The sequence below is a fragment of the Ruegeria sp. AB8 genome, from assembly GCF_056542605.1.
Window position 1 is genome coordinate 95,504 of record NZ_JBQGAB010000015.1, and the last position, 25,215, is coordinate 120,718.

At 61.0% G+C, this 25,215-nt stretch carries 34 protein-coding genes; 22 read left to right on the forward strand and 12 right to left on the reverse strand.

Annotated features, from left to right (window positions below):
- Window positions 1–49: 49 nt before the first annotated feature.
- Window positions 50–403, forward strand: coding sequence for a hypothetical protein (locus ACR0CG_RS16125; protein WP_170681560.1), 354 nt, complete (start codon window positions 50–52; stop codon window positions 401–403).
- Here ACR0CG_RS16125 and ACR0CG_RS16130 read toward each other — a convergent pair.
- Window positions 400–546: a hypothetical protein gene (locus ACR0CG_RS16130; protein WP_480526304.1), complete on the reverse strand. Its 147-nt coding sequence runs from the start codon at window positions 544–546 to the stop codon at window positions 400–402. The genes ACR0CG_RS16125 and ACR0CG_RS16130 overlap by 4 nt on opposite strands.
- Before the next feature lie 269 nt (window positions 547–815).
- Entirely contained in the window at window positions 816–1,988 is a 1,173-nt protein-coding gene (locus ACR0CG_RS16135) for a MalY/PatB family protein (protein WP_480526234.1), read from the reverse strand.
- A gap of 94 nt (window positions 1,989–2,082) precedes the next feature.
- On the opposite strand from ACR0CG_RS16135, the gene def (ACR0CG_RS16140) reads away from it, so the two are divergent.
- The 6 genes from def (ACR0CG_RS16140) to speB all read left to right on the forward strand — a co-directional run bounded on the left by def (ACR0CG_RS16140) (window position 2,083) and on the right by speB (window position 5,414).
- Window positions 2,083–2,601 carry a peptide deformylase gene (gene def, locus ACR0CG_RS16140; RefSeq protein ID WP_480526236.1) on the forward strand — a complete coding sequence of 173 codons (519 nt, stop codon included), beginning with the start codon at window positions 2,083–2,085 and terminating at the stop codon, window positions 2,599–2,601.
- Window positions 2,598–3,092: a peptide deformylase gene (gene def, locus ACR0CG_RS16145; protein ID WP_480526238.1), complete on the forward strand. Its 495-nt coding sequence runs from the start codon at window positions 2,598–2,600 to the stop codon at window positions 3,090–3,092. The genes def (ACR0CG_RS16140) and def (ACR0CG_RS16145) overlap by 4 nt, the downstream gene beginning before the upstream one ends.
- Before the next feature lie 42 nt (window positions 3,093–3,134).
- Window positions 3,135–4,049, forward strand: coding sequence for a methionyl-tRNA formyltransferase (gene fmt, locus ACR0CG_RS16150; RefSeq protein WP_480526240.1), 915 nt, complete (start codon window positions 3,135–3,137; stop codon window positions 4,047–4,049).
- Between the two features lie 5 nt (window positions 4,050–4,054).
- The gene (locus tag ACR0CG_RS16155) at window positions 4,055–4,291 is read left to right on the forward strand and encodes a hypothetical protein (protein WP_170611953.1); all 237 of its coding nucleotides are present in this window, start codon (window positions 4,055–4,057) and stop codon (window positions 4,289–4,291) included.
- Window position 4,292: 1 nt separating this feature from the next.
- Entirely contained in the window at window positions 4,293–4,529 is a 237-nt protein-coding gene (locus ACR0CG_RS16160) for a GlsB/YeaQ/YmgE family stress response membrane protein (protein WP_170611951.1), read from the forward strand.
- A 63-nt stretch (window positions 4,530–4,592) separates the two neighbouring features.
- Window positions 4,593–5,414, forward strand: a complete 822-nt coding sequence (gene speB, locus ACR0CG_RS16165) for an agmatinase (RefSeq protein WP_480526242.1) — start codon at window positions 4,593–4,595, stop codon at window positions 5,412–5,414.
- On the opposite strand, the gene ACR0CG_RS16170 is transcribed toward speB, so the two are convergent.
- The 5 genes from ACR0CG_RS16170 to ACR0CG_RS16190 form a co-directional block, all read right to left on the reverse strand.
- Window positions 5,411–6,013: a COG3904 family protein gene (locus tag ACR0CG_RS16170; RefSeq protein WP_480526243.1), complete on the reverse strand. Its 603-nt coding sequence runs from the start codon at window positions 6,011–6,013 to the stop codon at window positions 5,411–5,413. The genes speB and ACR0CG_RS16170 overlap by 4 nt on opposite strands.
- A 77-nt stretch (window positions 6,014–6,090) precedes the next feature.
- Window positions 6,091–6,558, reverse strand: a complete 468-nt coding sequence (gene rnhA / locus ACR0CG_RS16175) for a ribonuclease HI (RefSeq protein WP_480526245.1) — start codon at window positions 6,556–6,558, stop codon at window positions 6,091–6,093.
- Entirely contained in the window at window positions 6,551–7,138 is a 588-nt protein-coding gene (locus tag ACR0CG_RS16180; protein WP_480526246.1) for a class I SAM-dependent methyltransferase, read from the reverse strand. Before ACR0CG_RS16180 ends, rnhA begins: the two co-directional genes overlap by 8 nt.
- Window positions 7,138–8,088 carry a 4-hydroxy-3-methylbut-2-enyl diphosphate reductase gene (gene ispH / locus ACR0CG_RS16185; RefSeq protein ID WP_170619192.1) on the reverse strand — a complete coding sequence of 317 codons (951 nt, stop codon included), beginning with the start codon at window positions 8,086–8,088 and terminating at the stop codon, window positions 7,138–7,140. The genes ACR0CG_RS16180 and ispH overlap by 1 nt, the downstream gene beginning before the upstream one ends.
- A 190-nt stretch (window positions 8,089–8,278) precedes the next feature.
- Complete coding sequence (locus ACR0CG_RS16190) at window positions 8,279–8,854, reverse strand: LabA-like NYN domain-containing protein (protein WP_170611939.1); 576 nt, start codon at window positions 8,852–8,854, stop codon at window positions 8,279–8,281.
- A 144-nt stretch (window positions 8,855–8,998) separates the two neighbouring features.
- Here ACR0CG_RS16190 and folK point away from each other — a divergent pair, with 144 nt between their 5' ends.
- From folK to rnc, 10 genes are all read left to right on the forward strand, one after another.
- Complete coding sequence (gene folK / locus ACR0CG_RS16195; RefSeq protein ID WP_480526248.1) at window positions 8,999–9,568, forward strand: 2-amino-4-hydroxy-6-hydroxymethyldihydropteridine diphosphokinase; 570 nt, start codon at window positions 8,999–9,001, stop codon at window positions 9,566–9,568.
- A gap of 94 nt (window positions 9,569–9,662) precedes the next feature.
- Entirely contained in the window at window positions 9,663–10,016 is a 354-nt protein-coding gene (gene rpoZ, locus ACR0CG_RS16200) for a DNA-directed RNA polymerase subunit omega (RefSeq protein WP_170611935.1), read from the forward strand.
- Window positions 10,017–10,042: 26 nt separating this feature from the next.
- A complete protein-coding gene (locus ACR0CG_RS16205; protein WP_480526250.1) occupies window positions 10,043–12,175 on the forward strand; it encodes a RelA/SpoT family protein in 2,133 nt (710 codons plus the stop codon).
- 16 nt (window positions 12,176–12,191) lie between these two features.
- Window positions 12,192–12,890 carry a DUF2062 domain-containing protein gene (locus ACR0CG_RS16210; protein ID WP_170611931.1) on the forward strand — a complete coding sequence of 233 codons (699 nt, stop codon included), beginning with the start codon at window positions 12,192–12,194 and terminating at the stop codon, window positions 12,888–12,890.
- Entirely contained in the window at window positions 12,883–13,629 is a 747-nt protein-coding gene (locus tag ACR0CG_RS16215) for a pyridoxine 5'-phosphate synthase (protein ID WP_480526253.1), read from the forward strand. Before ACR0CG_RS16210 ends, ACR0CG_RS16215 begins: the two co-directional genes overlap by 8 nt.
- Window positions 13,626–14,249, forward strand: coding sequence for a LysE family translocator (locus ACR0CG_RS16220; protein ID WP_480526255.1), 624 nt, complete (start codon window positions 13,626–13,628; stop codon window positions 14,247–14,249). Before ACR0CG_RS16215 ends, ACR0CG_RS16220 begins: the two co-directional genes overlap by 4 nt.
- Window positions 14,249–14,866 (forward strand): LysE family translocator, encoded by a 618-nt coding sequence (locus tag ACR0CG_RS16225; protein ID WP_480526257.1) that lies wholly within the window; start codon window positions 14,249–14,251, stop codon window positions 14,864–14,866. Before ACR0CG_RS16220 ends, ACR0CG_RS16225 begins: the two co-directional genes overlap by 1 nt.
- A complete protein-coding gene (gene acpS, locus ACR0CG_RS16230; RefSeq protein ID WP_480526259.1) occupies window positions 14,863–15,282 on the forward strand; it encodes a holo-ACP synthase in 420 nt (139 codons plus the stop codon). The genes ACR0CG_RS16225 and acpS overlap by 4 nt, the downstream gene beginning before the upstream one ends.
- A gap of 57 nt (window positions 15,283–15,339) precedes the next feature.
- Complete coding sequence (gene lepB / locus ACR0CG_RS16235) at window positions 15,340–16,179, forward strand: signal peptidase I (RefSeq protein ID WP_170681526.1); 840 nt, start codon at window positions 15,340–15,342, stop codon at window positions 16,177–16,179.
- Window positions 16,176–16,856 carry a ribonuclease III gene (rnc, locus tag ACR0CG_RS16240; RefSeq protein WP_480526261.1) on the forward strand — a complete coding sequence of 227 codons (681 nt, stop codon included), beginning with the start codon at window positions 16,176–16,178 and terminating at the stop codon, window positions 16,854–16,856. Before lepB ends, rnc begins: the two co-directional genes overlap by 4 nt.
- 114 nt (window positions 16,857–16,970) lie before the next feature.
- Here the strand turns inward: rnc and ACR0CG_RS16245 are convergent, their stop codons facing one another.
- Complete coding sequence (locus ACR0CG_RS16245; protein WP_480526263.1) at window positions 16,971–18,347, reverse strand: multicopper oxidase family protein; 1,377 nt, start codon at window positions 18,345–18,347, stop codon at window positions 16,971–16,973.
- A 158-nt stretch (window positions 18,348–18,505) separates the two neighbouring features.
- Here ACR0CG_RS16245 and era point away from each other — a divergent pair, with 158 nt between their 5' ends.
- The 3 genes from era (at window position 18,506) to ACR0CG_RS16260 (ending at window position 20,177) form a co-directional block, all read left to right on the forward strand.
- Entirely contained in the window at window positions 18,506–19,414 is a 909-nt protein-coding gene (gene era, locus ACR0CG_RS16250) for a GTPase Era (protein ID WP_170815963.1), read from the forward strand.
- Window positions 19,411–19,740 (forward strand): DUF1491 family protein, encoded by a 330-nt coding sequence (locus ACR0CG_RS16255; protein WP_170611913.1) that lies wholly within the window; start codon window positions 19,411–19,413, stop codon window positions 19,738–19,740. The genes era and ACR0CG_RS16255 overlap by 4 nt, the downstream gene beginning before the upstream one ends.
- A 113-nt stretch (window positions 19,741–19,853) precedes the next feature.
- Window positions 19,854–20,177 (forward strand): SemiSWEET transporter, encoded by a 324-nt coding sequence (locus tag ACR0CG_RS16260; RefSeq protein ID WP_170611911.1) that lies wholly within the window; start codon window positions 19,854–19,856, stop codon window positions 20,175–20,177.
- A 28-nt stretch (window positions 20,178–20,205) separates the two neighbouring features.
- Here ACR0CG_RS16260 and ACR0CG_RS16265 read toward each other — a convergent pair whose 3' ends face one another.
- A complete protein-coding gene (locus ACR0CG_RS16265; RefSeq protein WP_480526266.1) occupies window positions 20,206–20,511 on the reverse strand; it encodes a hypothetical protein in 306 nt (101 codons plus the stop codon).
- Window positions 20,512–20,637: 126 nt separating this feature from the next.
- Between ACR0CG_RS16265 and recO the strand changes: the two genes are divergently transcribed.
- Window positions 20,638–21,363: a DNA repair protein RecO gene (gene recO, locus ACR0CG_RS16270; RefSeq protein ID WP_170815961.1), complete on the forward strand. Its 726-nt coding sequence runs from the start codon at window positions 20,638–20,640 to the stop codon at window positions 21,361–21,363.
- Here the strand turns inward: recO and ACR0CG_RS16275 are convergent.
- The 3 genes from ACR0CG_RS16275 to ACR0CG_RS16285 all read right to left on the reverse strand — a co-directional run bounded on the left by ACR0CG_RS16275 (window position 21,347) and on the right by ACR0CG_RS16285 (window position 24,305).
- Complete coding sequence (locus ACR0CG_RS16275) at window positions 21,347–21,739, reverse strand: META domain-containing protein (RefSeq protein ID WP_170611905.1); 393 nt, start codon at window positions 21,737–21,739, stop codon at window positions 21,347–21,349. The genes recO and ACR0CG_RS16275 overlap by 17 nt on opposite strands.
- 50 nt (window positions 21,740–21,789) lie before the next feature.
- A complete protein-coding gene (locus tag ACR0CG_RS16280; protein ID WP_480526268.1) occupies window positions 21,790–22,344 on the reverse strand; it encodes a hypothetical protein in 555 nt (184 codons plus the stop codon).
- Between the two features lie 269 nt (window positions 22,345–22,613).
- Window positions 22,614–24,305 (reverse strand): acyl-CoA dehydrogenase family protein, encoded by a 1,692-nt coding sequence (locus ACR0CG_RS16285; RefSeq protein WP_480526270.1) that lies wholly within the window; start codon window positions 24,303–24,305, stop codon window positions 22,614–22,616.
- Between the two features lie 144 nt (window positions 24,306–24,449).
- Between ACR0CG_RS16285 and ACR0CG_RS16290 the strand changes: the two genes are divergently transcribed.
- Window positions 24,450–25,214, forward strand: coding sequence for a sulfite exporter TauE/SafE family protein (locus ACR0CG_RS16290; protein WP_480526272.1), 765 nt, complete (start codon window positions 24,450–24,452; stop codon window positions 25,212–25,214).
- Window position 25,215 lies beyond the last annotated feature (1 nt).

Below are 25,215 nucleotides of genomic sequence, written 5' to 3' on the forward strand. Positions count from 1 at the left end.
TTTTACATCCATGCCCTCACAATAAAGGGCACCGAAGGGGAATTTTTGTATGAGTACGTATGTTTCAAAGGAAATGCGCGCCGAGTTGGACGCCGCGCGAATCGCCACATTGAAGAAAACCAGCCGTTTGCGGGTGGAGATGGGCGACAATTACTTCAAGATCCTCAAATTGTGGAAAGACGGTTTCTCGGTTGAGGCCGCGACGACCCCGCGCCTGCGCGGGCTGGTCGATATCTATGACGGCGCGACCCACCTGTACCAATGTTTGATCATCGCCGATGAAGAGGAAGCGGGCGAAATGCGCTATGAATTCAAGCGCAACACCGTTGCCGCCGACAGCGCTCCGCTGGATTTCTACCGATCCCCCGATGCGCCGATCGCACTTCTGGGGCATGAGGACTAGGGGCGGATTTCCACCGTCCTACCGTTTTCCGTCAGGCTCCAAAGCTGCGCTATCTCGATATTGGAAATTGCAATGCAGCCTGCTGTCCAATCGCCGGGTAAGGTCGGCCCGACAACGCCGATGGGTTGCCAGTGGATGAAAATATCGCCACGGGGATCAACCCCTGCTGCCGCGCAAGGGCGATGCCCTTCGGTTGCGGATAATCAATCCCAATGGACAGGTGAAAAGCGCTTTGCGGATTGTCGCGATTGACGGCGAACGCACCCTCGGGCGTATTGCCGTCGCCTCCCCGTACCTTATTGCCATCCGCTGCAAACCCCAGCGCGATATCGGGCTGCATCACCACCGCGCCCTTCAGAGTAGCGGCCAGGTGCCGGGCAGATTTCTCGATCAAAAAGGCCCGGCGCACCTGTTACTGCAAGTCGCCAAACGCCCGTTTCAGCCGGGCGCAGGCGTCTTCGATCCGTGATTTCTGGGTCGCCAGATTGAACCGCTCAAACGTCTCGCCGCCCTTGCCGAAACCGGGGCCCGATGAGGTCGCGATCTTTGCATCCTCGCGCAGGCGGCGGACAAATTCGGCGTGATCCATCCCGGTGCCCGAGAAATCGACCCAGGCCAGATAGGTCGCCTGCAACGGCATCGACCACAGTCCGGGAATTTCGGCGATGGCGGCATCGAACAGTTTCCGGTTGTCGATCAGATGCGCGATCTGCGCATCGACCCATTCCGCCCCCGCAGGGGAATAGGCGGCGGTAACCATGGCAACACCCAGAGCGGATGGATCATAGTCCAGAGTGTAAAGCCGATGCCGCATCGTGGCGCGCAGCTTGTCGTCGGGGATGATCAGGTTGCCGGTGCGTTGACCCGCGATATTGAACGTCTTGGACGCCGCGGTCAGCGTCACTGTCCGGGGCCGCGCCTCGGGGGCGGCGACATCCATCGGCACGAAGGTGTTTCCAGGATAGACCAGATCGTGGTGAACCTCGTCTGAAACCAGAAGCAGCCCGTTGCGTTCGGCAAATTCGGCAACGGCCCGCAGTTCATCCGGCGTCCAGACCCGGCCCGACGGGTTCTGCGGCGAACACCACAGCAGCAGCTTCTCGGATCCGTCCAGCCGCGACTGCGCATCTTCCAGATCCAGCGCGTATGTATCGCCGTCGTGCACCAATGGGCATTCCACGACGCGCCGCCCGGTCTTGTTCACCTTATGGGCAAACTCGTGGTAAACCGGCGGGAAAATGACCACGCCGTCGCCCGGTTCGCTCCAGACATCCAGACACAGTGCAATGGCATTACCCAGGCCTTGCGCGGACAGCACCCAGTCGGTGTCGATTTGCCAGTTGTGCCGGGTTTTCATCCACCAGGCGATGGCCTCAAGGTATTGCGGGTGCTGCCAGGAATACCCGAAAGTCCCTTGATCGGCCGCCGCGCGCACCGCTTCGATCACGCAAGGCGCAGTGGCATAATCGGAATCCGCCGTCCACATCGCCAAACCGTCCCGGGGTGAAACCCCGTACAATTGTTCCATCTTGTCCCACTTGGTACAGTTGGTTTCGCGGCGGTCGATCGGGTCGTTGAAAGTCATGTCTGCTCCATTTGTCACGCCGAAAGCTAGCCACTATTGACACAAGCGCAAGGGGGGCGTTGCGGCTGGGCGCGCGTTGCCCTAAATCAGCCTCATGAAACGTGATATTCTGATCCATCCCGACCCCCGCCTGAAAAAGGTCTGCGCGCCTGTGGCCGACCTGACGGACGCGCTGCGCACGCTGGCCGATGACATGCTGGAGACGATGTATGATGCGCCCGGCATTGGCCTTGCCGCGCCGCAGATCGGCGTGCTCGAGCGGCTGATCGTGCTGGATTGCATCAAGGAAGAGGGCGAAGCGCCGCGCCCGCTGATCATGTTCAACCCGGAAGTCATCGCCGCCTCGGAAGAAACCAATGTCTATGAGGAAGGCTGCCTGTCGATCCCTGAACAGTATGCCGAAGTGACCCGGCCCAAGGTGGTGGACGTGGCCTGGATGGACGAGAACGGCAATGCACGCACCGAAACATTTGACGGTTTGTGGGCAACCTGCGTTCAGCATGAGATCGACCACCTGAACGGCAAGTTGTTCATCGACTATCTCAAACCGCTCAAACGCCAGATGATCACCCGCAAGATGCAGAAGCTCAAACGTGAACGGGCCCGGACATGACCGTCCGCACCTGCCTGCCCTGGCCGGACAAGCGCCTGCGCACCAAGGCAGATGACGTCACCGAGATCACCGACGAAATTCGCGCCATCTGGAACGACATGATCGACACGATGGAGGCGATGCCGGGCGTTGGCCTCGCTGCGCCTCAGATCGGCGTCATGCTGCGGCTGGCGGTAGTCGATGGCTCGACCGAGCGGGGCCGGGCGATCCGGCTGGCGAACCCGGAAATCCTGCACCGTTCCATTGAGCTGCGCGAGCATGATGAGGCCAGCCCGAACCTGCCCGGTGTGTCGGCCAAGGTGAAGCGTCCTCGCGCGGTGACGGTAAAATACATCAATGAACAGGGCGTCGTCGACCGCCGCGACTTTGTCGGGATCGAGGCGACAAGCGTTCAGCATCAGATCGACCACCTGAACGGACGGATGTATTTCGACCGCCTCAGCAAGGTCAAACGCGACATGCTGCTGCGCAAGGCCAAGAAACTCACGTAGGCCGGGCTTCAGCCCGGCACCCCAGCACCTCCGGAGCCGACGATGCGCATAATCTTCATGGGAACCCCTGATTTCTCGGTCCCGGTGCTGGATGCGCTGGTCGAGGCCGGGCACGAGATCGCCGCCGTCTATTGCCAGCCGCCGCGCCCGGCCGGACGTGGAAAAAAAGACCGTCCGACCCCCGTACATGCCCGCGCCGAGGCGCTGGGCCTGACCGTCCGCCATCCCGTTTCGCTGACATCAACCGAAGAACAGGCCAAATTCGCGGCACTGCAGGCAGATGTTGCCGTTGTTGTCGCCTATGGGCTGCTCCTGCCGCAACCCGTTCTGGATGCGCCCGCGCGGGGGTGTCTGAACATCCATGCCAGCCTGCTGCCGCGATGGCGCGGCGCCGCCCCGATCCACCGGGCAATCATGTCGGGGGACGCGCAGACTGGTATCTGCATCATGCAGATGGAGGCCGGACTGGATACAGGCCCGGTCCTGCTGCGTCAGGCAACTGATATCGGGCCCGAGGAGACGACAGTCCAATTGCACGACCGGCTGTCTGACATGGGCGCCGGGCTGATCGTCGAAGCGATTGCCAAACTGCCTGATCTGACACCCGAGCCGCAGCCCGATGATGGCGTGACCTATGCCACCAAGATCGACAAGGCTGAGGCGCGCATCGACTGGGCACGGCCCGCCGCCGAGGTTGATCGCCAGATCCGCGGCCTGTCACCGTTTCCCGGCGCATGGACGGATATCAGTGGCGAGCGCATCAAGCTGCTGGCGTCGCGTCTGGCTGAAGGGCAGGGCGCACCGGGCGAGGTTCTGGATGCAACCCTGCGCGTGGCCTGCGGTGACGGGGCGGTCGAACTGCTGCGCTTGCAAAGGGCGGGCAAAGGCGCGCAGGATAGGGAAACCTTTCTGCGGGGCTGGCCGATCCCAACCGGCACCCGGATGTCTGCGGAGTAAGCTGAATGTTCATGATCCTGATGGGGACCGTCGTGATCGCCGGAATCGTGGGGTACCTGGCCGAGAAGACGGGTTTTACGCATAACGGATATCTGCCCTCGATCATCATCTGCGTTGGCGGGGCTTTTCTGTTCTATTTCGTCCGTATCATGTTCGGCATCAGCTTTGGCCCGCCCGGTCTGGACGCAATGCTGTCATCTATCGGGGCACTGATCATCGTGCCGACGCATTGGAGGAAATGACATGCCGGTTGTCGCCCTGATCGTGATCGGAGCCGCCGCAGGTTTCCTCGCCACGCGATTGATGCGGATCGAGGCGGATATTCCCACCACCATGCTGATTGGCATCGTTGGCGCTCTGATTGGCGGCTTTGTGTTGCGGATGCTGGTGACTGTGATGGGCTGGCTTTCCGGCTTCGTGGGCGCTGTTTTGGGCGCGCTTCTGGTGATCTGGCTGTGGCAGAATTACCTGCGGCGCTGATGTCTTGACCTTTCGGTGCGTTGGGGGCCAGATCACGGCCGATCCGCAACGTAAGGAAGTCCAATGCCGCATGATCTGAAACCGGGTGACGTCGCCCTGATGGGTGTCCCGCTGGACCTGCATTCCTCTTTCCTGCAAGGTCCGGCCTTTGCCCCGGGCCGCATCCGCGAGGCGTTGCATTCCGGTGCCGCCAATCTGACCGCCGAAGACGGCACCGATCTGGGCGCGACCGACCGGTTCAGGGACACGGGCGATCTGGACGTGTTCGAGATGCGCGGCCAGGAACCCATTGACCGGATCGAAACAGGGGCAGCCGAGCGCATCGCCACAGGCGCGCGGTTGTTGTCGCTGGGCGGCGATCATTCGGTCGCCTTTCCATTGATCAAGGCGCATTCCGAACGGTACGAAGGGCTGAACATCCTGCATATCGATTCACACCCCGATCTGTATGACGAACAGGATATCGGCCCGCTTGGCCATGGATGCCCCTTTGCCCGCGTGATGGAAAGCTGCCGGATCAATCGTCTGATGCAAGTTGGCATCCGGACGATGAACACCCATCAGCGAGAGCAGGCCGAAAAGTTCGGGGTCGAGGTCATCGACATGCGCAACTGGCGATCCGACCTGCAGATTTCTTTCGAAGGTCCGGTCTACCTGTCGCTGGATCTGGATGCGCTGGACCCGGCCTTTGCGCCCGGTGTCTCGCATCACGAACCCGGTGGACTCAGCACGCGCGAGGTCATCGACCTGATAAACCGGTTTCAGGGCCAGCTGGTCGGTGCGGATATCGTGGAACTGAACCCGCATCGCGACCCTTATGGCATGACGGCCATGGTCGCGGCCAAGTTTGTCAAGGAAGTCGGCGCGCGCCTGCTGCGCCGTTAGCGGTCGTCACAAACCTCGGCTGATCCAAGCCGCGGGGCGGTGCCGGTCGTCATGCCAAACAGTTCGGTCTCGGCCGCGGTCATCCAATGCATGCCCTCGGCCGGGGCTGCGGCCAGCGTGAACCAATAGAACTCCTCGGGCGCGCCGATATCGCGGAAATAGTCCAGATAGCGGTCGTGTTCGGGGTCGGTGGTTGGAATTTCGGTCGCAACGATGCCTGCCCCGCTCCAGCTGTGAACGCCGACGCAGGCACCCGGCTGCAAAATGCGCCGCTTGCCGGCCAGGAACAGATCCGTTCCGCCAGACGCAATCAGCCCGTTTGACGGAACGATGATGTCGAACCCCGCTTCATGCACTGCGCGGCTGAACACCACATTGGCGTCGTCGTCTGCCGACCCTTCGATATTCAACAACACCAGCGTCCGGATGTCTGGGTTGCGCGCGACGACCTTTTCAAAGGCGGCAAGCGTGGTGTCATCGATTGTGCCGGTTGCGATGATCTGATCATCCCGGGCGACAAACTGCACAGGCTGGTAGAACGTGCCGCATGACGCCAGCAGGCTCAGGCAGGTGCAAATAATGGCTGGGCTGGTTTTCATCCGGATACTCGCACTGTGACGGCCATGAGGTATCAGCGCGCAGATGGCCCGTCCACCGGTCAGGGCGACACTGCGGATCAGACCTGCGCCTTCTTGGGTTTGAACGGGGCCATTCCGGCACGGGCCAGTTCATCGGCACGCTCGTTATCGTGGTGTCCGGCATGGCCTTTGACCCATTCCCAGGTCACGTGATGGCGCGACTGCGCTTCGTCCAGCCGCTGCCACAGATCGACATTCTTGACCGGTTTCTTGTTCGAGGTTTTCCAGCCGTTTTTCTTCCAGCCGAATATCCAGCCGGTGACACCGTTTTTGACATAGGCGCTGTCGGTCACGATGGTAATCGCGGACGAACGCTCCAGTGTTTCCAGCGCACTGATCGCGGCCAGCAATTCCATCCGGTTGTTGGTGGTTTCGGCCTCTCCGCCGTTCAGTTCACGCTCTTTCAGAATGCGTTCGCCATCCACCGCGCGCAAAAGAACACCCCATCCGCCGGGACCGGGATTTCCCGAACAGGCACCATCGGTGTAGGCAAACAGATCAGGCATGGGCGAAAACCAGAACGAACCCGTCATAGGACCCGGCCAGCCCTTTTCCCATCCCGGTCACGCAACGACCCAGCGTGAAACCGGCATCGGCCAGCGCCGCTTCGATCTCGGGTTGCGAATAATAGGTGTAGTACCGGTCCAGATCGTCGCGATGTTCGCCCGTACCCAGCTTCATGCCCAGAAACAACTGGCCGCTGGGTTTCAGCGCCCGGTGGATCGCGCTCAGATGCCGGGGGAAATCGGCGCGTGGGGCGTGCAGCAGGGAAAAGCTGGCATAGATGCCGTCATATTCGGCCTCTTCGGTGACGTCCTCGAACGTACCCAGATGCGCATCCACCCCGTTTTCGCGGGCATGGTCCACAAAGGCTGGCGTGGCATCCAGCGCCCTGACCTTCAGGCCCTGCCGCATCAGAAACGCACTGTCCGACCCGGGGCCCGAGCCCAGATCCAGCACGTATCCGCCTGCGCCGACCGCGTCGGCAAAAGCCTGTCGTGCCTCAAGCTGTTCGGCAGGCAGCGGCATCTGCAGATAGTCCGATACCCGGCTGGTATAGGCGTCGATCGTTTTCCGGTCCGGCATCACGCAGGTTCCCTTAGTACGCGCGGCACTTTGAACTCCACGTTTTCCACGGCGGTCTCAACCAGTTCGACGGTCACGTTGTAATGATCGCGGAAGGCATCAATCACCTCGTTGACCAGCACTTCGGGGGCCGAGGCTCCGGCGGTGATAGCGATGCTGGAAATCCCCTCAAGCGCACGCCAGTCGATCTCGGTCGCGCGCTGAACCAACTGTGCATAATTGCACCCCGCGCGCGACGCGACCTCGACCAGACGGCGCGAGTTGGACGAGTTCGGCGCGCCCACCACCAGCAGGGCATCGGATTTCGGCGCCACCGACTTGACCGCTTCCTGCCGGTTGGTGGTGGCGTAACAGATGTCTTCCTTGTGCGGACCGACAATGGCGGGGAACCGCGCCTCAAGGGCTGCAACGATATCCCGCGTGTCATCCACCGACAGGGTGGTCTGCGTGACAAATGCCAGCTTGCCCGGGTCGCGCACCTGTACCTGCGCCACATCGTCGACGGTTTCCACCAGCAGCACCTCGCCATCGGGCAGTTGCCCCATGGTGCCGACAGTCTCGGGATGGCCCTTGTGGCCGATCATGATCATCTGCAGCCCGGCATCCGCGTGGCGCTGTGCCTCGACATGGACCTTGGACACAAGCGGGCAGGTGGCGTCGACATAGATCATCTCGCGCTGGGCGGCCGTGGCGGGAACCGATTTTGGCACACCATGGGCGGAGAAGATCACCGGCCGGTCGTCGGGGCATTCGTCCAGCTCCTCGACAAAGACCGCGCCCTTGTCGCGCAGCCCGTCGACCACGAATTTGTTGTGCACGATCTCGTGGCGCACATAGACAGGCGCGCCCCATTTCTGCAGCGCCATTTCCACGATCTTGATCGCACGGTCCACACCGGCGCAGAAGCCCCGCGGGGCAGCAAGGTAGAGTGTCAGGGGCGGCTTGGTCATTGGGCGGTCTCCTTACGGCACAGGTATTTCTTTTCCTGGCCTTGGTCCAGACAGAACCGCGTCATCGATCTGACATGAATCGGTGTTACCAAGATGGTGTTTCAGCACCTGTTCCTAGTTAAAGAAAGCGCGGCCAGGATCCAGATCCTGACCGCGCATATTTTTCCCCATCAAGAAAACGTTGGCCGGGTCAGTGCCCGCCAGCGACCGCGACACTGCGCGTCTCAGCGGGCATCTCGCGCGGAGGGCGGCCGATCACGTCGCGCAGGTCCTCGAGTTCGATGAAGTTGTCGGCCTGGCGGCGCAGCTCGTCCGAGATCATCGGCGGCTGGCTACGGATGGTCGAAACGACCGAAACGCGCACGCCCTGGCGTTGCAGGCTGGCAATCAGCGGGCGGAAATCCCCATCGCCCGAGAACAGCACGATATGATCCACGCGCGGTGCCAGTTCCATGGCATCGACGGTAAGCTCGATATCCATGTTCCCTTTGACTTTCCGACGCCCCATGCTGTCGGTGTATTCCTTGGCCGGCTTCGTCACCATGGTGAAACCGTTATAGTGCAGCCAGTCGACCAGCGGGCGGATGGGTGAGTATTCGTCGTTTTCAAGTAGCGCCGTGTAATAAAAAGCTCTAAGCAGTTTGCCTCTGCGCATGAATTCCTGACGCAGCAACTTGTAGTCGATATCAAAGCCGAGTGCTTTTGCGGCCGCATAAAGATTCGAGCCGTCGATGAACAGCGCCAGCCGTTCGTCCTTGTAAAACATAAATAGGTCCTTCCGGTATAATCCAGAGCGCCGCTTGTTACGTGAGTGAGCGAGTGAGAAAAATTATGGGCACCCCGATACCCCATAATTTAGTGCTTTTAATGTGTATCGCAAGTATGCAATTCGCCGAATATAGGGGGTGTAATGGTTAATTCTTCGTTAATCGCGGTTGTAGCGCTGGGCGCCAATCTCAGTCTGAGAGGAGCCGCGCCAGAAATGACCCTACGTCAATCTCTGGATGCGCTGGCGCATCGGGGCGTGGTGATTCGCTCTGTCAGCCGCTTTTTTGCGACCCCCTGTTTTCCCGCCGGTGCGGGTCCAGATTACGTCAATGCCGCGGCTTTGATCGAAACGGATCTGGCACCGGAAGACCTGCTTCAGATCCTGCACGAGGTCGAGCATGAGTTCGGGCGCGAACGCGCGCAGCGCTGGGGAATGCGGACGCTGGATCTGGATCTGGTCTGTTACGGCGACCAGGTGCATCCGGACCGGGCGGAGCATGACAGCTGGCGCACCCTGCCGACGCAGGACCAGGCCTGTCAGGCTCCCGACCGTCTGATCCTGCCGCACCCACGCCTTCAGGACCGGGCTTTCGTGCTGGTTCCGATGGCGGACGTGGTGCCCGACTGGCAGCATCCCGTACTGGACCGGACAGTGACCGAGATGGTCGCAGCTCTGCCGCCTGAAGATGTTGCGCAGGTTACGCCGCTGTGATCCGCGCATTTTCGGTATTTCCCGCTTGTCAATGCCGGGATTCGCGCTTAGATAATCCCCTTCCTGACATGGATTCAGTAACGGAGAGCGCTCAATGGCCCGCGTGACGGTTGAAGACTGCGTAGACAAGGTACCGAACCGGTTCGAACTGGTGATGCTTGCCGCCCATCGTGCGCGCGAGATTTCCGCCGGTGCGTCGATCACCGTGGATCGCGACAACGACAAGAACCCCGTCGTGTCGCTGCGCGAGATTGCCGACGAAACCCAAAGCGCGGATGACCTGCGCGAGCGCCTGATCGAAGCCAACCAGACCCAGATCGAGGTTGATGAGCCGGAAGAAGATCAGATGGCGCTGCTGATGGGTGCGGAATCGGACAAGCCTGCCGATGACGACATGTCGGAAGAAAAGCTCCTGCGCGCTCTGATGGAGGCACAGGGTCAGGGGTAAGCCCAAAGAATGAGGGTGCGGACCGGATGATTTCTGCTGACGACCTGATTGCGCTGGTCCGCAACTACAACCCAAAGACAAATGCTGATCGCATCGCCCGCGCCTATGAGTTCGGGATGCAGATGCACGAAGGGCAGTTCCGCCATTCCGGCGAGCCCTATTTTTCCCATCCCGTTGCCGTTGCCGCCATCCTGACCGAACAGCGTCTGGATGATGCAACGATCATCACGGCGCTGCTTCACGACACGATCGAAGACACCAAAGCCAGCTATGGCAAGGTCTCGGAACTGTTCGGCGATGAGGTCGCCAAACTGGTCGACGGCGTCACCAAGCTGACCAACCTGCAGCTTTCCAGCCGCGAAACAAAGCAGGCCGAGAATTTCCGCAAGCTGTTCATGGCCATGTCCAAGGACCTGCGGGTCATTCTGGTCAAGCTGGCTGACCGACTGCACAACATGCGCACCATAAAGGCGATGCGCCCGGAAAAGCAGGTGCAGAAAGCGCGCGAGACGATGGATATCTATGCGCCGCTCGCAGGCCGCATGGGGATGCAGTGGATGCGCGAGGAACTCGAAGACCTCGCCTTCCGCGTCCTGAACCCCGAAGGCCGCCAGTCGATCATTCGCCGCTTCATCACCCTGCAACGCGAAACCGGCGACGTGATCCACCGCATCACCGGCGACATGCGGCATGAGCTGGAAAAGGCGGGCATCGAGGCCGAGGTCTTTGGCCGCGCCAAGAAACCCTATTCGATCTGGCGCAAGATGCAGGAAAAGGATCAGGGCTTCTCGCGCCTCTCGGACATCTACGGATTCCGCATCATCACGCCCAGCGAGGAAGATTGCTATCGCACCCTTGGGGCCATTCACCAGCGCTGGCGCGCGGTGCCCGGTCGGTTCAAGGATTATATCAGCCAGCCCAAATCGAACGGCTATCGCTCGATCCACACCACGGTTTCGGGGCGTGACGGCAAACGGGTCGAAGTTCAGATTCGCACCCGCCAGATGCATGACGTTGCCGAAACCGGTGTCGCCGCGCACTGGTCCTATCGCGATGGGGTGCGCTCGGAAAACCCGTTTGCAGTCGACCCGGCCAAATGGATCGCCAATCTGACCGAACAATTCGACAACGAGGAAGATCACGAAGACTTCCTCGAAGCGGTCAAGCTCGAGATGTATTCCGACCAGGTGTTCTGCTTCACCCCCAAGGGTGACGTGGTGAAACTGCCGCGCGGGGCGACACCGATCGACTTTGCCTATGCAATTCATACCCGCATCGGGCATGCCTGCGTGGGGGCAAAGGTCGATGGTATCCGGGTGCCGCTGTGGACCCGGCTCAAGAACGGACAGTCGGTGGACATCATCACCGCCGATGGCCAGACGCCGCAGGTCACATGGCTGGAGATTGCCGTCACCGGCAAGGCGCGCACTTCGATCCGTCGTGCCCTGCGCGAGGTTGACCGCGAGCGGTTCATCAAACTGGGCAAGGAACTGGCCCGCGCCGGGTTCGAACATGTGGGCCGCAAGGCCACCGACAAGGCGCTGGACACCGCCGCCAAGCACCTGCGCCTCAAGGACCGCCATGAATTGCTGGCCCGTCTCGGCAGCGCCGAACTGACCGCGCACGAGGTGGTCAGCGCCGTCTATCCCGAACTGACCCAAGACGACGGCGATGCCATCCCGCTGCGCCGCGCGGTCATCGGGCTTGAGGCGGGGCAGAAATTCGACCGCGCGCCCTGCTGCCAGCCGCTGCCGGGTGAACGCATCGTTGGCATCACCTATCGTGGCAAGGGCGTGGTGGTCCATGCCATCGACTGCGACCGGCTGTCCGAATTCGAGGATGAGCCCGAGCGTTGGGTTGATCTGCACTGGCATCACGGCACCCATCAGGCGGTTTATGGCGCGACACTTGATCTGACCATCGGCAATGATGCCGGTGTGCTGGGGCGAATCTGCACATTGATCGGCGAGAAAAAGGCTAATATCTCGAACCTGGAATTTGTCGACCGAAAACCGGATTTTTACCGCCTGCTGATCAATGTCGAACTGCGTGATCTGGAGCAGTTGCATTCGCTGATGCTGATGCTCGAAGCGGAAAGCGACGTTGCCGCGGTGGAGCGTTTCAGGGATCGGACTAAAACCGCAGTGGCGGCTGGTTGAGAGAGGGTGATCACGAGTGGTTTTCAAGCGCCGAGACCGACGCTCGCCTGCCCGGATCGCTTCGGAATTTGTCTATCCCCGTGGGGGCTGGACCCGTGCCTTTCACTATGTCAAACACCGCGTCCGTCGCCTGCCTGACACGCCTGAACGCATTGCGCGCGGTATCGGGGCAGGGGTCTTTGCCGCATTCACCCCTTTCTATGGTCTGCACTTTCTGGTCGCGGCGGTCGGCGCGCGGCTGATCAACGGCAATATCCTGGCCTCCCTCAGCGGTACGTTTTTCGGCAATCCTCTGACTTATGTCCCCATCGGTGTGATCTGCCTACAAACCGGGCATTTCCTGCTGGGAACCGAGTTCGAAAAAAGCGAAACCCGGGGTCTGATGGGCAAGTTCGCCGATGCCATGGGCGATCTGAAGGACAATTTCTTCGCGATGTTCACCGACCGGGTCGCAGACTGGGACGGACTGAGTATCTTCTATAGCGAGGTATTTTATCCCTACATGATCGGCGGCGTCCTGCCGGGCCTTCTGGCCGGGATAATCTGCGGGTATCTCAGCCTCCCGCTGATCCGCAAATACCAGCAGCGCCGCCGGGCGAAGATCAAGGCGAAATTTGAAGAAATCAAACGGCTGGCCGGCGCAAAGACTGCAGTTCCCGAAACAAAGCCTCTAGGCTCGGGCCAAAACCAGAAAAAGGAATCGCGTGATGTCTGACAACTATCTGCGTCTGGGCGTGAATATCGACCACGTGGCCACCGTGCGCAACGCACGTGGTGGGGACTATCCCGACCCTCTGCGCGCCGCAAGGATCGCGGAAGAGGCGGGCGCGGACGGCATCACCGCGCATTTGCGCGAAGACCGCCGCCATATCTCGGACGCCGATATCGACGGGCTGATGGAGGTTCTGTCAGTGCCCTTGAATTTCGAAATGGCCGCGACCGACGAGATGCAGAAAATTGCCCTGCGCCACAAACCGCACGCAGTGTGTATTGTCCCGGAAAAGCGCGAGGAACGCACCACCGAAGGCGGGCTCGAAGTCGCGCGCGAGGAAAACAAGCTGGCCCATTTCATCGCCCCCCTGCGCGATGTCGGTTGCCGCGTGTCGATCTTCATCGCCGCCGACAAGCGCCAGATCGACGCCGCCCACCGTATCGGTGCCGAGGTGATCGAACTGCATACCGGCGCCTATTGCGATTTCCACGCCGAAGGCCGAATGGAAGACGCCGCGCGCGAGCTGGAAGCGCTGCGCGAGATGTCCACATACGCCCATTCGCTGGGGCTTGAAGTTCACGCGGGCCATGGCCTGACCTATGAATCGGTCAAACCAGTTGCCGCTTTCCCCGAGGTGCGCGAACTCAATATCGGCCATTTCCTGATCGGCGAGGCGATTTTCCGGGGCCTCACCCCAGCGATTGCCGAGATGCGCCGCCTGATGGACGAGGCGCGCGCATGATCACGCCCGCCTTTGTCGCCATCTGGTTTGCCTGGCTGATGGCCGGCGGCTCTCCTGGTCCGGCGACGATGGGCATCGCGAGCACCGCGATGAACGAAGGCCGCCGCGCCGGGCTGGTCTTTGCCTTGGGCATCTGCGCCGGGTCCGCTGCATGGGGCATCGCCGCCGCGCTGGGGCTGTCGGCGATCATGCTGGCCAATGTCTTGGTATTCGAGGTGATCCGTTACATCGGCGTGGCCTATCTGGGCTGGCTGGCCCTCAAGGCCCTGCGCCGCGCCTTGTCCGCGGATGAGGTCGCGCTGGGCAACCCGATCCGCGGCTCGCTGCAAGCCATATTCGCCAAAGGTGCCGCCATCAACCTGACCAACCCCAAGGCGATCCTCAGCTGGGGCTCGATCTACGCCATCGTCGCGCCCAACGACGCCAGCCTTTCCATGCTGCTGGGCTATTTCGGCATGCTTTACGCAGGCTCACTGCTGATCTTCATCGGCTACGCCTTCCTGTTCTCCTCCGAACGCACGGTCCGCGCCTATCGCCGCGCCCGTCGCTGTTTCGATCTGGCCTTTGCCGGGTTCTTTGGCGTGGCGAGCTGCAAGATTTTGACGGTGAGGTTGGCGTGATGGACATAACTGCACTTTTGGCCACTGCGGCAGCGTTTTTCATTGTTGCTGTCTCGCCCGGCCCGGCGAATATTTCCAATGCAGCGATTGCAATGAAACACGGCCGTAGAACCAGTCTGATCTACGGTTTCGGGCTTTCGTCCGGTTTGGTCTTTTGGGGATCGGTCGCGGCTAGCGGCATGGGGGCCGTGTTGCAAACCTCGCTCTACCTGCTCATTACGTTGAAGATTCTGGGCGGGTTGTATCTGCTGTGGCTGGCCTGGCAATCCTTCAAATCGGCGATGCAGCCGATTGAACAGCCAAAAACTACTGCGAATGGCGGCAATTGGTATTTGCGAGGTTTGATTCTGAACCTGTCAAACCCGAAATCCGTCATCGCCTGGATGGCCGCCCTTTCGGTGGGGCTGGGACCCGACGATGGCTTACTGAATCTGGCGCTTGCCACACTGACTTGTATGGTCGTCGGCTTTGCCAACAATGCGGCATATTCGGTTGTTTTCTCGTTCGATGGAATGATGCAGGGATACCGCCGCTGTCGTCGCTGGATTGATGGCGCTGCGGCTGGTCTGTTTGCGTTGGGCGGGTTCGGATTGATCAGATCGGCGTTTGCCAGATGATCCTCGGCATCGGCACAGACCTCGCAAACATAGACCGCATCCAGGGCACGCTCGACCGGTTCGGCGACCGGTTCCGCAACCGTGTCTTCACCGAAACCGAACAGCGCAAGGCCGAACGCCGCGCCGACACCGCGGGCACTTATGCCAAGCGCTGGGCCGCAAAAGAGGCGTGTTCCAAGGCGCTGGGCACCGGTCTGCGCATGGGCATTGCGTGGAAGGACATGGCCGTGACCAATCTGCGCACCGGCCAGCCCGTTATGCATGTCACCGGCTGGGCTGCCGAACGGCTGAAGGAAATGACCCCTCCGGGGCACGAGGCCATCATCCACGTCACCCTGACGGACGACCACCCCTGGGCGCAGGCGTTTGTTGTGATCGAGGCGCGCCCCGTTCAAGATCGCCCCGCGCAGCCTTGACTTGCCCCCACCCGACCCGCATGAAGCACCCCAACAAACCAAGGACCGGAGAGCAGTATGGCCGAGGAAGCCAAATCAGGTAACGCCGTCTGGGAGACGATCAAAACCATCGTCTATGCCCTGCTGATCGCGGGCATTTTCCGCACCCTGTTCTTTCAGCCCTTCTGGATCCCGTCCGGCTCGATGAAACCCACCTTGCTGATCGGCGACTTCCTGTTCGTGAACAAGATGGCCTACGGCTACTCCTACGCGTCCTGCCCCAGCGTGATCATTCCCAGCGTCGGTCTGAACATCGATGCCGAGGATATCTGCGGCTGGATGCAGGGGGATGACAATACGCGCATCTGGGGCGGCGAGCCCGATCGCGGCGATGTCATCGTCTTCCGCCACCCCGTCACAGGGCGCGATTTCATCAAACGGCTGATCGGCCTGCCCGGCGACCGCATTCAGGTCCGCGACGGGGTAATCATTCTGAACGGCACTCCCGTGCAGCAAACCCCCGACGGCGTGTTCACCGAAATCGCCGAACCGCAAGGCCCGCAGGGTCTGCGCCCGCGCTGCGAAAACGGCCCTGTCGGCATTGGTGGTGCCTGTGAAAAAAGCCGCCTGATCGAAACCCTGCCGAACGGTGCTTCCTACGAGGTGCTGAACATCCGCAATCAGGGGTCCGACAACACCGGCATCTACACGGTGCCCGAAGGCCACTATTTCTTCATGGGCGACAACCGCGACAATTCCAGCGACAGCCGCGTGCCACAGTCCGCAGGCGGCGTCGGCTATGTTCCTTATGAAAACCTGATCGGCCGCGCCGACCGGATTATGTTCTCGTCCGCGGGCCGTTCGATGCTGTTCTTCTGGACCTGGCGGGGCGACCGCTTCTTCAAGGCGGTCAATTGAAGCTTTCAGCCGAAATAAAAGCCTTCCAGCAGCGTTTGGGGTACGAGTTCAAAAGCCCCGAAATTCTGCTGCGCGCGCTGACCCACGGATCGGTGTCCTCGACGACCCGGCCCGACAATCAGCGGCTCGAGTTTCTGGGCGACCGGGTCCTGGGCTTGGTGATGGCCACCGCATTGCTTGAGGCGGACAAAAATGCCTCCGAAGGCCAACTGGCCCCGCGCTTCAACGCACTTGTCCGCAAAGAGGCCTGCGCCGACGTGGCCCGCCAAATCGATCTGGGCGCGGTCCTGAAATTGGGCCGGTCCGAGATGCTGTCCGGCGGGCGCCGCAAACAGGCCTTGCTGGGCGACGCGATGGAGGCGGTGATCGCCGCTGTCTACCGCGATGCGGGGTTTGAGGCTGCCCGCGATGTCATCCTCGCGCTCTGGGGCGATCGTATTCACAAGGTCGAGGCGGACGCCCGCGACGCGAAAACCGCGCTGCAGGAATGGGCGCAGGCCCGCGGTCAAAAGCCGCCCGCTTACGTCGAAGTCAAGCGCAGCGGTCCTGATCACGCCCCGGTCTTCACCATTGCCGCCCGTCTGCAGGACGGAACCGAAGCGCAGGCTACGGCCGGATCAAAGCGGCAGGCGGAACAGGCTGCAGCTAAGGCGCTGCTGGAAAATCTCGCGAAATAACCCGACAGGGATCCGTCTTCATCTGGCCGAAAATATCTCGGGGGTGAGCCCGGATGACATCCGGGCGAGGGGGCTGGCCCCCTACCGGTCGGATTGGCGCGGCCGATCCGACGCTTAGACCACCCGGATATACGCGGTCAGCCCGGTTTTCTGATGCTCGATTACATGGCAATGAAATGCCCAGTCGCCGGGATTGTCGGCGACCAGCGCGATCTCGGCCACCTCGTCCTTCAGCAACAGCATCGTGTCGGTCATCAGGGGTGGAAGTTGGCGCAGGTTCGATTTCAGCGGCACAAAGGCCAGCCCATGCAGGTGGATCGGATGCAGATTGGGCGATTCATTGCGCAGCCGAAGCACATAGGTTTTGCCCATTTCCAATGTGGCCAGCGGGCCGACACCCTGGGCCGCATCGCCGGGCCACGGGGTCCTGTTGACCGACCAAAAATTGTAACCCAGCGAACCGCAGAACCCGTTATTGGGCGCGCCGCCCTCGGGTGTCCAGCCAAAGACGAATTCGTGCACCTCGGCCCGCACCAGATCCGGCCTGGCGACCGGGTTGATGGGCAGGGGGCGCAGGTCCCGCAAGTCCCGCGAAAGCGTTGCTCCGACAGACCGCAGTCGCGCCATGGCAACCGGTGCACTTCCCGGCAGTTTCGCCATCAGATCGACGGTTCGCCCCTCACCGGCAGGCATCGCAACGGCAAAGTCGACCCGTTGGCCGGGACCGACCAGCAACGGGTCTTCCACGCTTGGCATCGGCAGCGCGATTTCGACCGGATGACCATCCCAGGCGATAATCCGCGCCTCGGCCCCGGCCAGATGCAGTTTGTAGATGCGGGTCGTATCCGAATTGAGAACCCGCAGCCGCACCAGGCTGCCCGCCGCATGATCATAGGCCGGCCCCGTCAGCCAGTTCGCCGTCTGAACATTCCCGAACGTACCCGCCCGCGCGGCCCCGCGCGCGGTAAAGGCAGGCAGAAACTGCCCGTCCTCGCCCAGACGGAAATCCCGCAGGTTGATCACTTGCTCACTGTCAAAGCCGGGGTCTTCGGCCTCGGCGATGACCATCACCCCGGTCAGCCCATGGGCCATCTGCTCCATCGTCATGCAATGGGGGTGGTACCAATACGTCCCCGCGTCCGGGGGTGTGAACTCATAGGTAAAGACCTCATCCGTTCCGATCGGCATCTGGGTCAGATAAGGCACCCCGTCCATCTGGTTGGCAATCCGCATCCCGTGCCAGTGCATGGCGGTGTAATCTGGCAGAGTGTTGCGCACCGGCAGGCGCATCACCTCACCCTGCGTGCCATACAGAACCGGCGGCGGTGCGTCGGGTGAGAGGCTGACCATGCCCGTGGTCAACTGATCCTTTAGCGCAAAGCTGGCCGGTTGAATGACCAGTTCCTGCCCGCCTGCTGCCAGTCCCAATCCACCCAGACTCAGTGCGCCTGCGGCAGCCCCGCTGCCCAAAAGAAACTCACGGCGTTTCATATGTGCCTCATTTTCGGATTTGATCGCCTGGCTGGGTTCGGCTGAGCGCACGGTATTCGTGCCATCCCGGACGCATGGCGGCAATGCGACAAATCCCTCTGGCCCGCATGGCCAATCTGCTATAGGGATGCGCAGTTGCAAACAGGATCGCATTGAACATGACCACACGCGCCGGATTTATCGCCCTGATCGGAGAGCCCAACGCAGGCAAATCCACCCTGCTGAACCGCATGGTCGGGGCGAAGGTTTCCATCGTGACACACAAGGTGCAGACCACCCGTACCCGAATTCGCGGCGTGGCGATGGAAGGCGACGCGCAACTGGTCTTTGTCGACACGCCGGGCCTGTTCAAGCCCCGCCGCCGCCTGGACCGCGCCATGGTCGCCGCCGCTTGGGGCGGGGCGGCGGACGCTGATGTCGTCGTGCTGATGGTCGAGGCCCATCGCGGCATCACCGAAGGGGTCGAGCGTATCCTCGAAGGTCTCGAGGAGATCGGTCAGGGCCGCACCGTCGCGCTGGCCATCAACAAGATCGACAAGGTGCCGTCCGAGAAACTTCTGACCCTGACAAGCGACCTGAACGCGCGCTATCCGTTTGCTGAAACCTTCATGATTTCGGCGGAAAAGGGCCATGGCGTCGATGACCTGCGCAAATGGCTGGCCTCGGAACTGCCCGAAGGTCCTTGGCTTTACCCCGAGGATCAGATCGCCGATCTGCCCCTGCGCATGATCGCCGCCGAGATGACGCGCGAGAAACTGACCCTGCGCCTGCATCAGGAACTGCCGTACCAGCTGACCGTCGAGACCGAGAACTGGGAAGAACGCAAGGACGGTTCCGCCAAAATCGATCAGGTCATCTATGTCATGCGCGATGGCCACAAGGGCATCGTGCTGGGCAAGCGCGGCGAGACGATCAAGGCCGTCAGCCAGGCCGCGCGGGCAGAGTTGGAAGAGTTCCTCGACCGCAAGATCCACCTGTTCCTGCAGGTAAAAGTCCGGCCCAACTGGCTTGAAGAATCCGAACGCTATTCGGAAATGGGCCTGGATTTCAAAGACGGCAACGCATGACCCGTCTGACGGCGGAATTCTGGGTCCATGCCTATCTGGCACGACTTCGCTTTCAGGAAATTCCTGCCTTCGTCGTGGCCCATGGCGACGACACGGCAGGCGCGGTGCTGATCAAGCTGAACACGCTTGACGGGCAGGCCACGGCCTTCCAGCGCAGCTTTGATCTGATGAGCGGCGAACGCAAATGGGTCGAACTGTCCGGCGGCCCCGAGCCGGACGTGGACGCCGCCATCCAGCGCCAGCGCAGCTTTGACCCCGACCTCTGGGTGATCGAGGTCGAGGACCGGCAGGGTCGGCACCTGTTGGGGGAAGAGGGGTTGGAATGATCCCTGCTTCGAAGGGTCTTTGACGCGCGGATCAAAGCGTCTATTTTGGACCCGCACCTGGCCAGAACGGACTGGCCTATCCGTGGAACAACACAAGACGATGAGGTGTTTGCGTGGCTGAAACACTCGCTGAGAAACTGGAAAAATCCGAGCTTGGCCACTGGATGCAGCGGTTCGAGGGCTTCATGGTTTTCGTCGGAGTCTTCGGCCCGTTCGCTACCCTTCCGCAATTGATTAAGCTTTACTTTACTCACTCCCAGCACGCCACCGGTCAGTCACTGCTTTCGTGGTCGCTCTATGCCGGTCTGTCGTTTCTGTGGTTCGCCTATGGGCTGGTGGTCGGCAAACTGCCGATTTACGTGGGCAACGGCATCTCCATGGTGCTGAATCTGCTCATGGTCATCGGCATCCTGATCCACGCGGGCGTGACGTTCTGACCCCGCATACTGTGGAACCACTCTGGCCTTACCACCCGCCGCTTTTCTGCGTGATATCGTGCCCGGTGGCGCTGAGCGTATCACCGGCAAACATTTTCACCTTGGGCGCAAACGCCTGAAAATATGGCTGCGATTGCACATGGGCCAATGTCTCGGCACTGTCCCAGCGTCCCCAGTGAAACCGAGACACACCATCATCGGCCACCGCAACCTGATAGGCGAATTTCCCTGCGGCCTCGGGGTCGGCGTCGATCGCCGCGATGAACGTGTTTATGGCTTCCAGCCATTCAGTCTCGTCGCCATCGTAGCGATATGTGATTGTAATTCCGCGCATCGGATCTCATCCTTATTTAACTCTAATGTTAATTAGAGAGTGATATCGCCTGCGCGTCAAGCTTTCATGGTTGCGGTCCAGACCCGCCACAGGTCAAATGGGCACAGCAAACGGCACGGGGCCCATTTGGACTGGCGCGATCACGGCATACTTCTGACCTCTCGCCGCCATGGCGAAACGGCGGCGATTATCGAGGTCTTTACCCAGACCCATGGACGTCATGCCGGTGTCGTACGTGGCGGGGCCAGCCGCAAGATTGCGCCGATCCTGCAGCCCGGCGCGCAGCTGGATGTGCTGTGGCGGGCGCGGCTTGAAGAACATATCGGAACCTTTCAGGTCGAACCCCTTCGGTCGCGCGCGGCGGCGGCCTTTTCAGGACGTCTGGCGCTGGCCGGGCTGAACACGGTTTTGTCGCTTCTGTCCTTCTGCCTGCCCGAGCGGGAACCGCATCCGGGCATCTACCAACAAACCGAACAACTGATGGACCTGCTGGGGCAGGATGACATCTGGCCACTGGCCTATCTGCGCTGGGAACTGGCCCTGCTGGAAGAGCTGGGTTTTGGCCTCGACCTGTCGGCCTGTGCGGCAACCGGCGCAACCGAAGGGTTGATCTATGTCTCGCCGAAATCGGGCCGCGCCGTCAGTGCCGCCGGCGCCGGAGAATGGGCCGACCGATTGTTGCCGCTGCCCCCCTGCCTGCGAGGCGAAGGACAGGCACCGGATGCCGAGATCGTCGAAGGGCTGAAAACAACGGGCTATTTTCTGGAACACCGCGTGGCGCCTGCACTGGGCCACCACCCCTTGCCAGCGGCCCGGGCGCGGTTTCTGGATCAGCTCACTCGACGGCTTTGAACACCATCTCGTGCCCGTCCTCATTGCGCAGGATCAGCACGTCGCCCGACACCTCGGATTGGGTCATCGCCAGCAGGGCCGCGAAATAAAACCCTTCGGCCTCAAGCCCCGCACAGGCCGCGCGGGTTGCGTTCAGGTCCGTGACCTCGAACCACGGATAAGGCGCGTTCAAGGTGCCGCTGTAGCTGTTGCAAGGCGCGTTGCCTTCAATCCTGCCCTCTTCGGGGAACCGCAGCAGAGCGCTGGCTTCAAAAGACTGCCCGTCAATTTCCTGCAAGGTCCATGTGCGGTCCGCCGCGCCATATGCGGCCACGGATTCGTCCTTGTCGCATTGCAGCAAGGCCAGCAGGGGCAGAGTCAGGATCAGCCGTGTCATACCGGTGTCTTATCCTTTTGCGGACGGTGGCGAAACCTGCGCGGTCCGGATCAATAAGGAATCTCGCCGCTCAGCAATTCAGCGCGCACCTCGCTTCGGGGTCTCCAGTTGTACTTGGTATCCTTGCGCACCGGCGCCCAGTGCAAGGCGCCGCTGTTGCGCCACGGGTCCAGGATAATGCCGTCATACAACGACGCCCCCGTGGCGCTGATCGATGCCGAATGGTGGATGATCCGGAACGCCGTGGGCGGAGATGTGGCCCAGTTCAGGTCCAGCGTGCGGAAATCTTCCTGCCGCAGCCGCTTCGTCATGGCCTCGGCCCAGTCATTGCACAACCCATATTCGCGAAAACCGTTGATGACTTTGGCGTTGTGGATGATGGCCGGATCCTCGACCTGCCATTCCCGCGCCAGACGCTGCGAATAGGTGTAAGCGATTGTGGCGGCCTTTTGCGCCTCGGTCGGGTCAACGTCGGGCCCGAGGCCGCCGATCGCTTGCGCCAGCGCGTCGATGTCGCTTTGGCCTGCCGTCGGCTGCGTGGTCGCGCAGCCGCTCAGGGCGAGCGCGGCGATGGTTGCCCAAAGTGCAAAAAGTATTCTGGTCATTCTTTGTTTACCAACCTTTGTTTACCAACTGCCCGTGTGGTTCCGTCTGTTCCACGGGATGCTCTACCCCAGTTTCGCGCGGACTCAGAGGGGGAAATTTTCGTGCCCCAATTCAGTGCCACATTCTGGTGTGCACCCGGGTTCGCCAGGGTTTGCACATGTGCAAAACGAACAGCCGGAAGGTCCAGGCACGTACAAATCCGACAAAACAAGAAAAGACCCGGCGCAAGACCGGGTCCAGTTGGGGAAACAGAGATGCCGAAAACCGGTCAGCCGAGCAGACGTCGCGCGATAACCTGAGCTTGAATTTCGGCAGCTCCTTCGAAAATGTTCAGAATGCGCGCATCGCACAGCACGCGGCTGATCTTGTATTCCAGCGCAAAGCCGTTGCCGCCATGAATTTGCAGCCCGTTATCCGCTGCCGCCCACGCGACACGCGCGCCCAGCAGCTTGGCCATTCCGGCCTCAAGATCGCAGCGCTGGCCATGGTCTTTTTCCCAGGCGCTGAAATAGGTCAGCTGCCGCGCGATCATGATCTCGACCGCCATCATGGCCAGCTTGCCCGAAACACGCGGGAAGTTGATCAGAGATTTGCCAAACTGCTTGCGGTCCTGCGCGTATTGCATGGCAATATCCAGCGCGCATTGCGCCACACCTATGGCGCGTGCCGCCGTCTGGATACGCGCGGATTCGAAGGTTTCCATCAACTGCTTGAAGCCTTTTCCTTCTTCGCCGCCCAGCAGGTTCTCTCCCTTGACGTGGAAGCCGTCAAAACCCAGCTCGTATTCCTTCATGCCGCGATAGCCCAGCACCTCGATCTCACCGCCGGTCATGCCGGGGGTGGGGAAGGGGTTTTCATCCGTACCGGGCGTCTTTTCCGCCAGGAACATGGACAATCCGCGGTGATCGGTGGTGTCGGGATTGGTGCGCGCCAGCAGGGTCATCACATGGGTGCGCGCCGCATGCGTGATCCAGGTTTTGTTGCCGGTGATCTTGTAATCACCGTTCTCGTCCTTGACCGCACGGGTGCGCAGGCTGCCAAGGTCCGAGCCGGTGTTGGGTTCGGTGAACACGGCAGTCGGCAGAATCTCGGCGTTGGCGATCTTGGGCAACCATTGCGCCTTTTGCTCATCCGTGCCGCCCGCAATGATCAGTTCAGCCGCGATCTCGGACCGGGTCCCCAGTGAACCAACGCCGATATAGCCGCGTGACAGTTCCTCGGACACTACGCACATCGAGGCTTTGGATAGACCGAACCCACCGAATTCTTCGGGAATGGTCAGGCCAAATACGCCCATTTCCGCCAGTTCTTCAATGATCTCGATCGGGATCAGTTCATCCTTGAGGTGCCAGTCATGCGCGTTCGGCTCGACCTTTTCCTGCGCATATCGGCGGAACTGGTCGCGGATCATTTCAAGCTCTTCGTCCAGACCCGAGGCGCCGAACATGGTGGCGCCGGACTGATCCTGCATCAGCGCGACCAGACGGCTGCGTGCGGCCTGTGAATTGGCCTGTGCCATCAGGGTTTGAACTTCGGAACACTGGAACCCGGACAGCGCGTCCCAGCCGAGCCCCAGATCCTGCAGGCGCACAACCTCGCCCTGGTTCATCGGAATGCCGCCCGCGACCTGATGCAAGTATTCGCCAAAGGCGATCTGGTGTAGCAGCTGTTCGATTTCACCGAACTTGCCGTCGGCCTCCAGCGTTTCGGCCCAACGCTGCATCTGTTGCAGGGATTGATTATAGGTGGCCAGCCATGCAAGGCCGTGCGCGGCGGTCTGGTTGGCTTCGATCAGTGCCCCCGAAATCTTACCATCAGCGCTGACCATACCGCGGACGGATTCCCGCGCCCGTTCAAAAACCGTCTCGACCGCCGGAACGGCAGCTCGGGTCAGGGTCAGCAGATCGGGCAAAATCGCAGGTGTCGTCATCTGGGTCATATCCTGTCCGTCATGGGCCATGAATCACGTCCTTCTCTGGGTCGTCTGGTCATATCATGCTGCACGTGCAGCGCAACAAAAATACGAAATTTGCAGGTAAAAAGTTCAAAAATTACCCGATGAGTTTTGCAGTGCAGAGAAATCTGGGAATGGTATCAACGAGGCATGACATGGTTTTCAATACTCTCGACACAGGATCTGGCGCTGGCCGTTTCGATTGCCTTTCTCGCCGGTTGCATCAAGGGAATGGTCGGATTTGCCATGCCCATGGTTCTGGTTTCGGGGCTGAGCATCTTCCTGCCGCCCGAATGGGCCGTGGCCGGGCTGATCCTGCCAACTTTGGTCACAAACGGAGTTCAGGCGTTGCGCGAAGGTGTCCCCGCGGCGGTGTCGTCCATCCGACGGTTCCGTGTGTTTCTGATCGTGGGGCTGCTGTTTTTGTTGGCGGGTGCCCAACTGGTCAGCCTGGTTCCGCCGCGAACGTTGTTGCTGATGATCGGCGCACCGGTGACGTTCTTTGCGCTGATTCAGGTCTTGGGATCAAAGCTGACATTGTCGAAACCTTCAGCCTGGATTGAGGCGGCGATGGGTTCGGTTGCCGGTTTCGTGGGCGGCATGTCAGGCATCTGGGGGCCGCCGACCGTGATGTACCTGACGGCCCTCAACACGCCGAAGGCAGATCAGATGCGGGTTCAGGGCGTCGTTTACGGGTTGGGTGCGGTGGCGCTGGTTTTTGCCCACCTGGGATCAGGCATCCTGCGCATGGAAACGGCCGCATTTTCCGGTTTTCTGATCGCACCGGCGGTCATTGGGTTGTGGGCAGGGCTTAAATTCCAGGCACGGATTGATCAGGCTCGGTTCCGCAAGGTGACGTTGATCGTGTTGCTGATCGGCGGCCTGAATCTGCTTCGCCGGGGGCTGACGGGTTGAA

What these genes read in the sequence shown, in the direction of transcription:
- rpoZ (WP_170611935.1), top strand. Translation starts at nt 9,663, where the DNA reads ATGGCCCGCGTGACGGTTGAAGACTGCGTAGACAAGGTACCGAACCGG.
- ACR0CG_RS16135 (WP_480526234.1), bottom strand. Translation starts at nt 1,988, where the DNA reads ATGACTTTCAACGACCCGATCGACCGCCGCGAAACCAACTGTACCAAG.
- def (WP_480526238.1), top strand. Translation starts at nt 2,598, where the DNA reads ATGACCGTCCGCACCTGCCTGCCCTGGCCGGACAAGCGCCTGCGCACC.
- folK (WP_480526248.1), top strand. Translation starts at nt 8,999, where the DNA reads ATGGTTAATTCTTCGTTAATCGCGGTTGTAGCGCTGGGCGCCAATCTC.
- ACR0CG_RS16220 (WP_480526255.1), top strand. Translation starts at nt 13,626, where the DNA reads ATGATCACGCCCGCCTTTGTCGCCATCTGGTTTGCCTGGCTGATGGCC.
- rnhA (WP_480526245.1), bottom strand. Translation starts at nt 6,558, where the DNA reads ATGCCTGATCTGTTTGCCTACACCGATGGTGCCTGTTCGGGAAATCCC.
- ACR0CG_RS16255 (WP_170611913.1), top strand. Translation starts at nt 19,411, where the DNA reads ATGACCCGTCTGACGGCGGAATTCTGGGTCCATGCCTATCTGGCACGA.
- ACR0CG_RS16275 (WP_170611905.1), bottom strand. Translation starts at nt 21,739, where the DNA reads ATGACACGGCTGATCCTGACTCTGCCCCTGCTGGCCTTGCTGCAATGC.
- era (WP_170815963.1), top strand. Translation starts at nt 18,506, where the DNA reads ATGACCACACGCGCCGGATTTATCGCCCTGATCGGAGAGCCCAACGCA.
- ACR0CG_RS16265 (WP_480526266.1), bottom strand. Translation starts at nt 20,511, where the DNA reads ATGCGCGGAATTACAATCACATATCGCTACGATGGCGACGAGACTGAA.
- ACR0CG_RS16285 (WP_480526270.1), bottom strand. Translation starts at nt 24,305, where the DNA reads ATGGCCCATGACGGACAGGATATGACCCAGATGACGACACCTGCGATT.
- ACR0CG_RS16280 (WP_480526268.1), bottom strand. Translation starts at nt 22,344, where the DNA reads ATGACCAGAATACTTTTTGCACTTTGGGCAACCATCGCCGCGCTCGCC.
- ACR0CG_RS16170 (WP_480526243.1), bottom strand. Translation starts at nt 6,013, where the DNA reads ATGAAAACCAGCCCAGCCATTATTTGCACCTGCCTGAGCCTGCTGGCG.
- ACR0CG_RS16190 (WP_170611939.1), bottom strand. Translation starts at nt 8,854, where the DNA reads ATGTTTTACAAGGACGAACGGCTGGCGCTGTTCATCGACGGCTCGAAT.
- ACR0CG_RS16125 (WP_170681560.1), top strand. Translation starts at nt 50, where the DNA reads ATGAGTACGTATGTTTCAAAGGAAATGCGCGCCGAGTTGGACGCCGCG.
- ACR0CG_RS16215 (WP_480526253.1), top strand. Translation starts at nt 12,883, where the DNA reads ATGTCTGACAACTATCTGCGTCTGGGCGTGAATATCGACCACGTGGCC.
- ACR0CG_RS16155 (WP_170611953.1), top strand. Translation starts at nt 4,055, where the DNA reads ATGTTCATGATCCTGATGGGGACCGTCGTGATCGCCGGAATCGTGGGG.
- ACR0CG_RS16180 (WP_480526246.1), bottom strand. Translation starts at nt 7,138, where the DNA reads ATGCCGGACCGGAAAACGATCGACGCCTATACCAGCCGGGTATCGGAC.
- lepB (WP_170681526.1), top strand. Translation starts at nt 15,340, where the DNA reads ATGGCCGAGGAAGCCAAATCAGGTAACGCCGTCTGGGAGACGATCAAA.
- ispH (WP_170619192.1), bottom strand. Translation starts at nt 8,088, where the DNA reads ATGACCAAGCCGCCCCTGACACTCTACCTTGCTGCCCCGCGGGGCTTC.
- ACR0CG_RS16205 (WP_480526250.1), top strand. Translation starts at nt 10,043, where the DNA reads ATGATTTCTGCTGACGACCTGATTGCGCTGGTCCGCAACTACAACCCA.
- acpS (WP_480526259.1), top strand. Translation starts at nt 14,863, where the DNA reads ATGATCCTCGGCATCGGCACAGACCTCGCAAACATAGACCGCATCCAG.
- ACR0CG_RS16245 (WP_480526263.1), bottom strand. Translation starts at nt 18,347, where the DNA reads ATGAAACGCCGTGAGTTTCTTTTGGGCAGCGGGGCTGCCGCAGGCGCA.
- fmt (WP_480526240.1), top strand. Translation starts at nt 3,135, where the DNA reads ATGCGCATAATCTTCATGGGAACCCCTGATTTCTCGGTCCCGGTGCTG.
- def (WP_480526236.1), top strand. Translation starts at nt 2,083, where the DNA reads ATGAAACGTGATATTCTGATCCATCCCGACCCCCGCCTGAAAAAGGTC.
- ACR0CG_RS16290 (WP_480526272.1), top strand. Translation starts at nt 24,450, where the DNA reads ATGACATGGTTTTCAATACTCTCGACACAGGATCTGGCGCTGGCCGTT.
- ACR0CG_RS16160 (WP_170611951.1), top strand. Translation starts at nt 4,293, where the DNA reads ATGCCGGTTGTCGCCCTGATCGTGATCGGAGCCGCCGCAGGTTTCCTC.
- speB (WP_480526242.1), top strand. Translation starts at nt 4,593, where the DNA reads ATGCCGCATGATCTGAAACCGGGTGACGTCGCCCTGATGGGTGTCCCG.
- ACR0CG_RS16225 (WP_480526257.1), top strand. Translation starts at nt 14,249, where the DNA reads ATGGACATAACTGCACTTTTGGCCACTGCGGCAGCGTTTTTCATTGTT.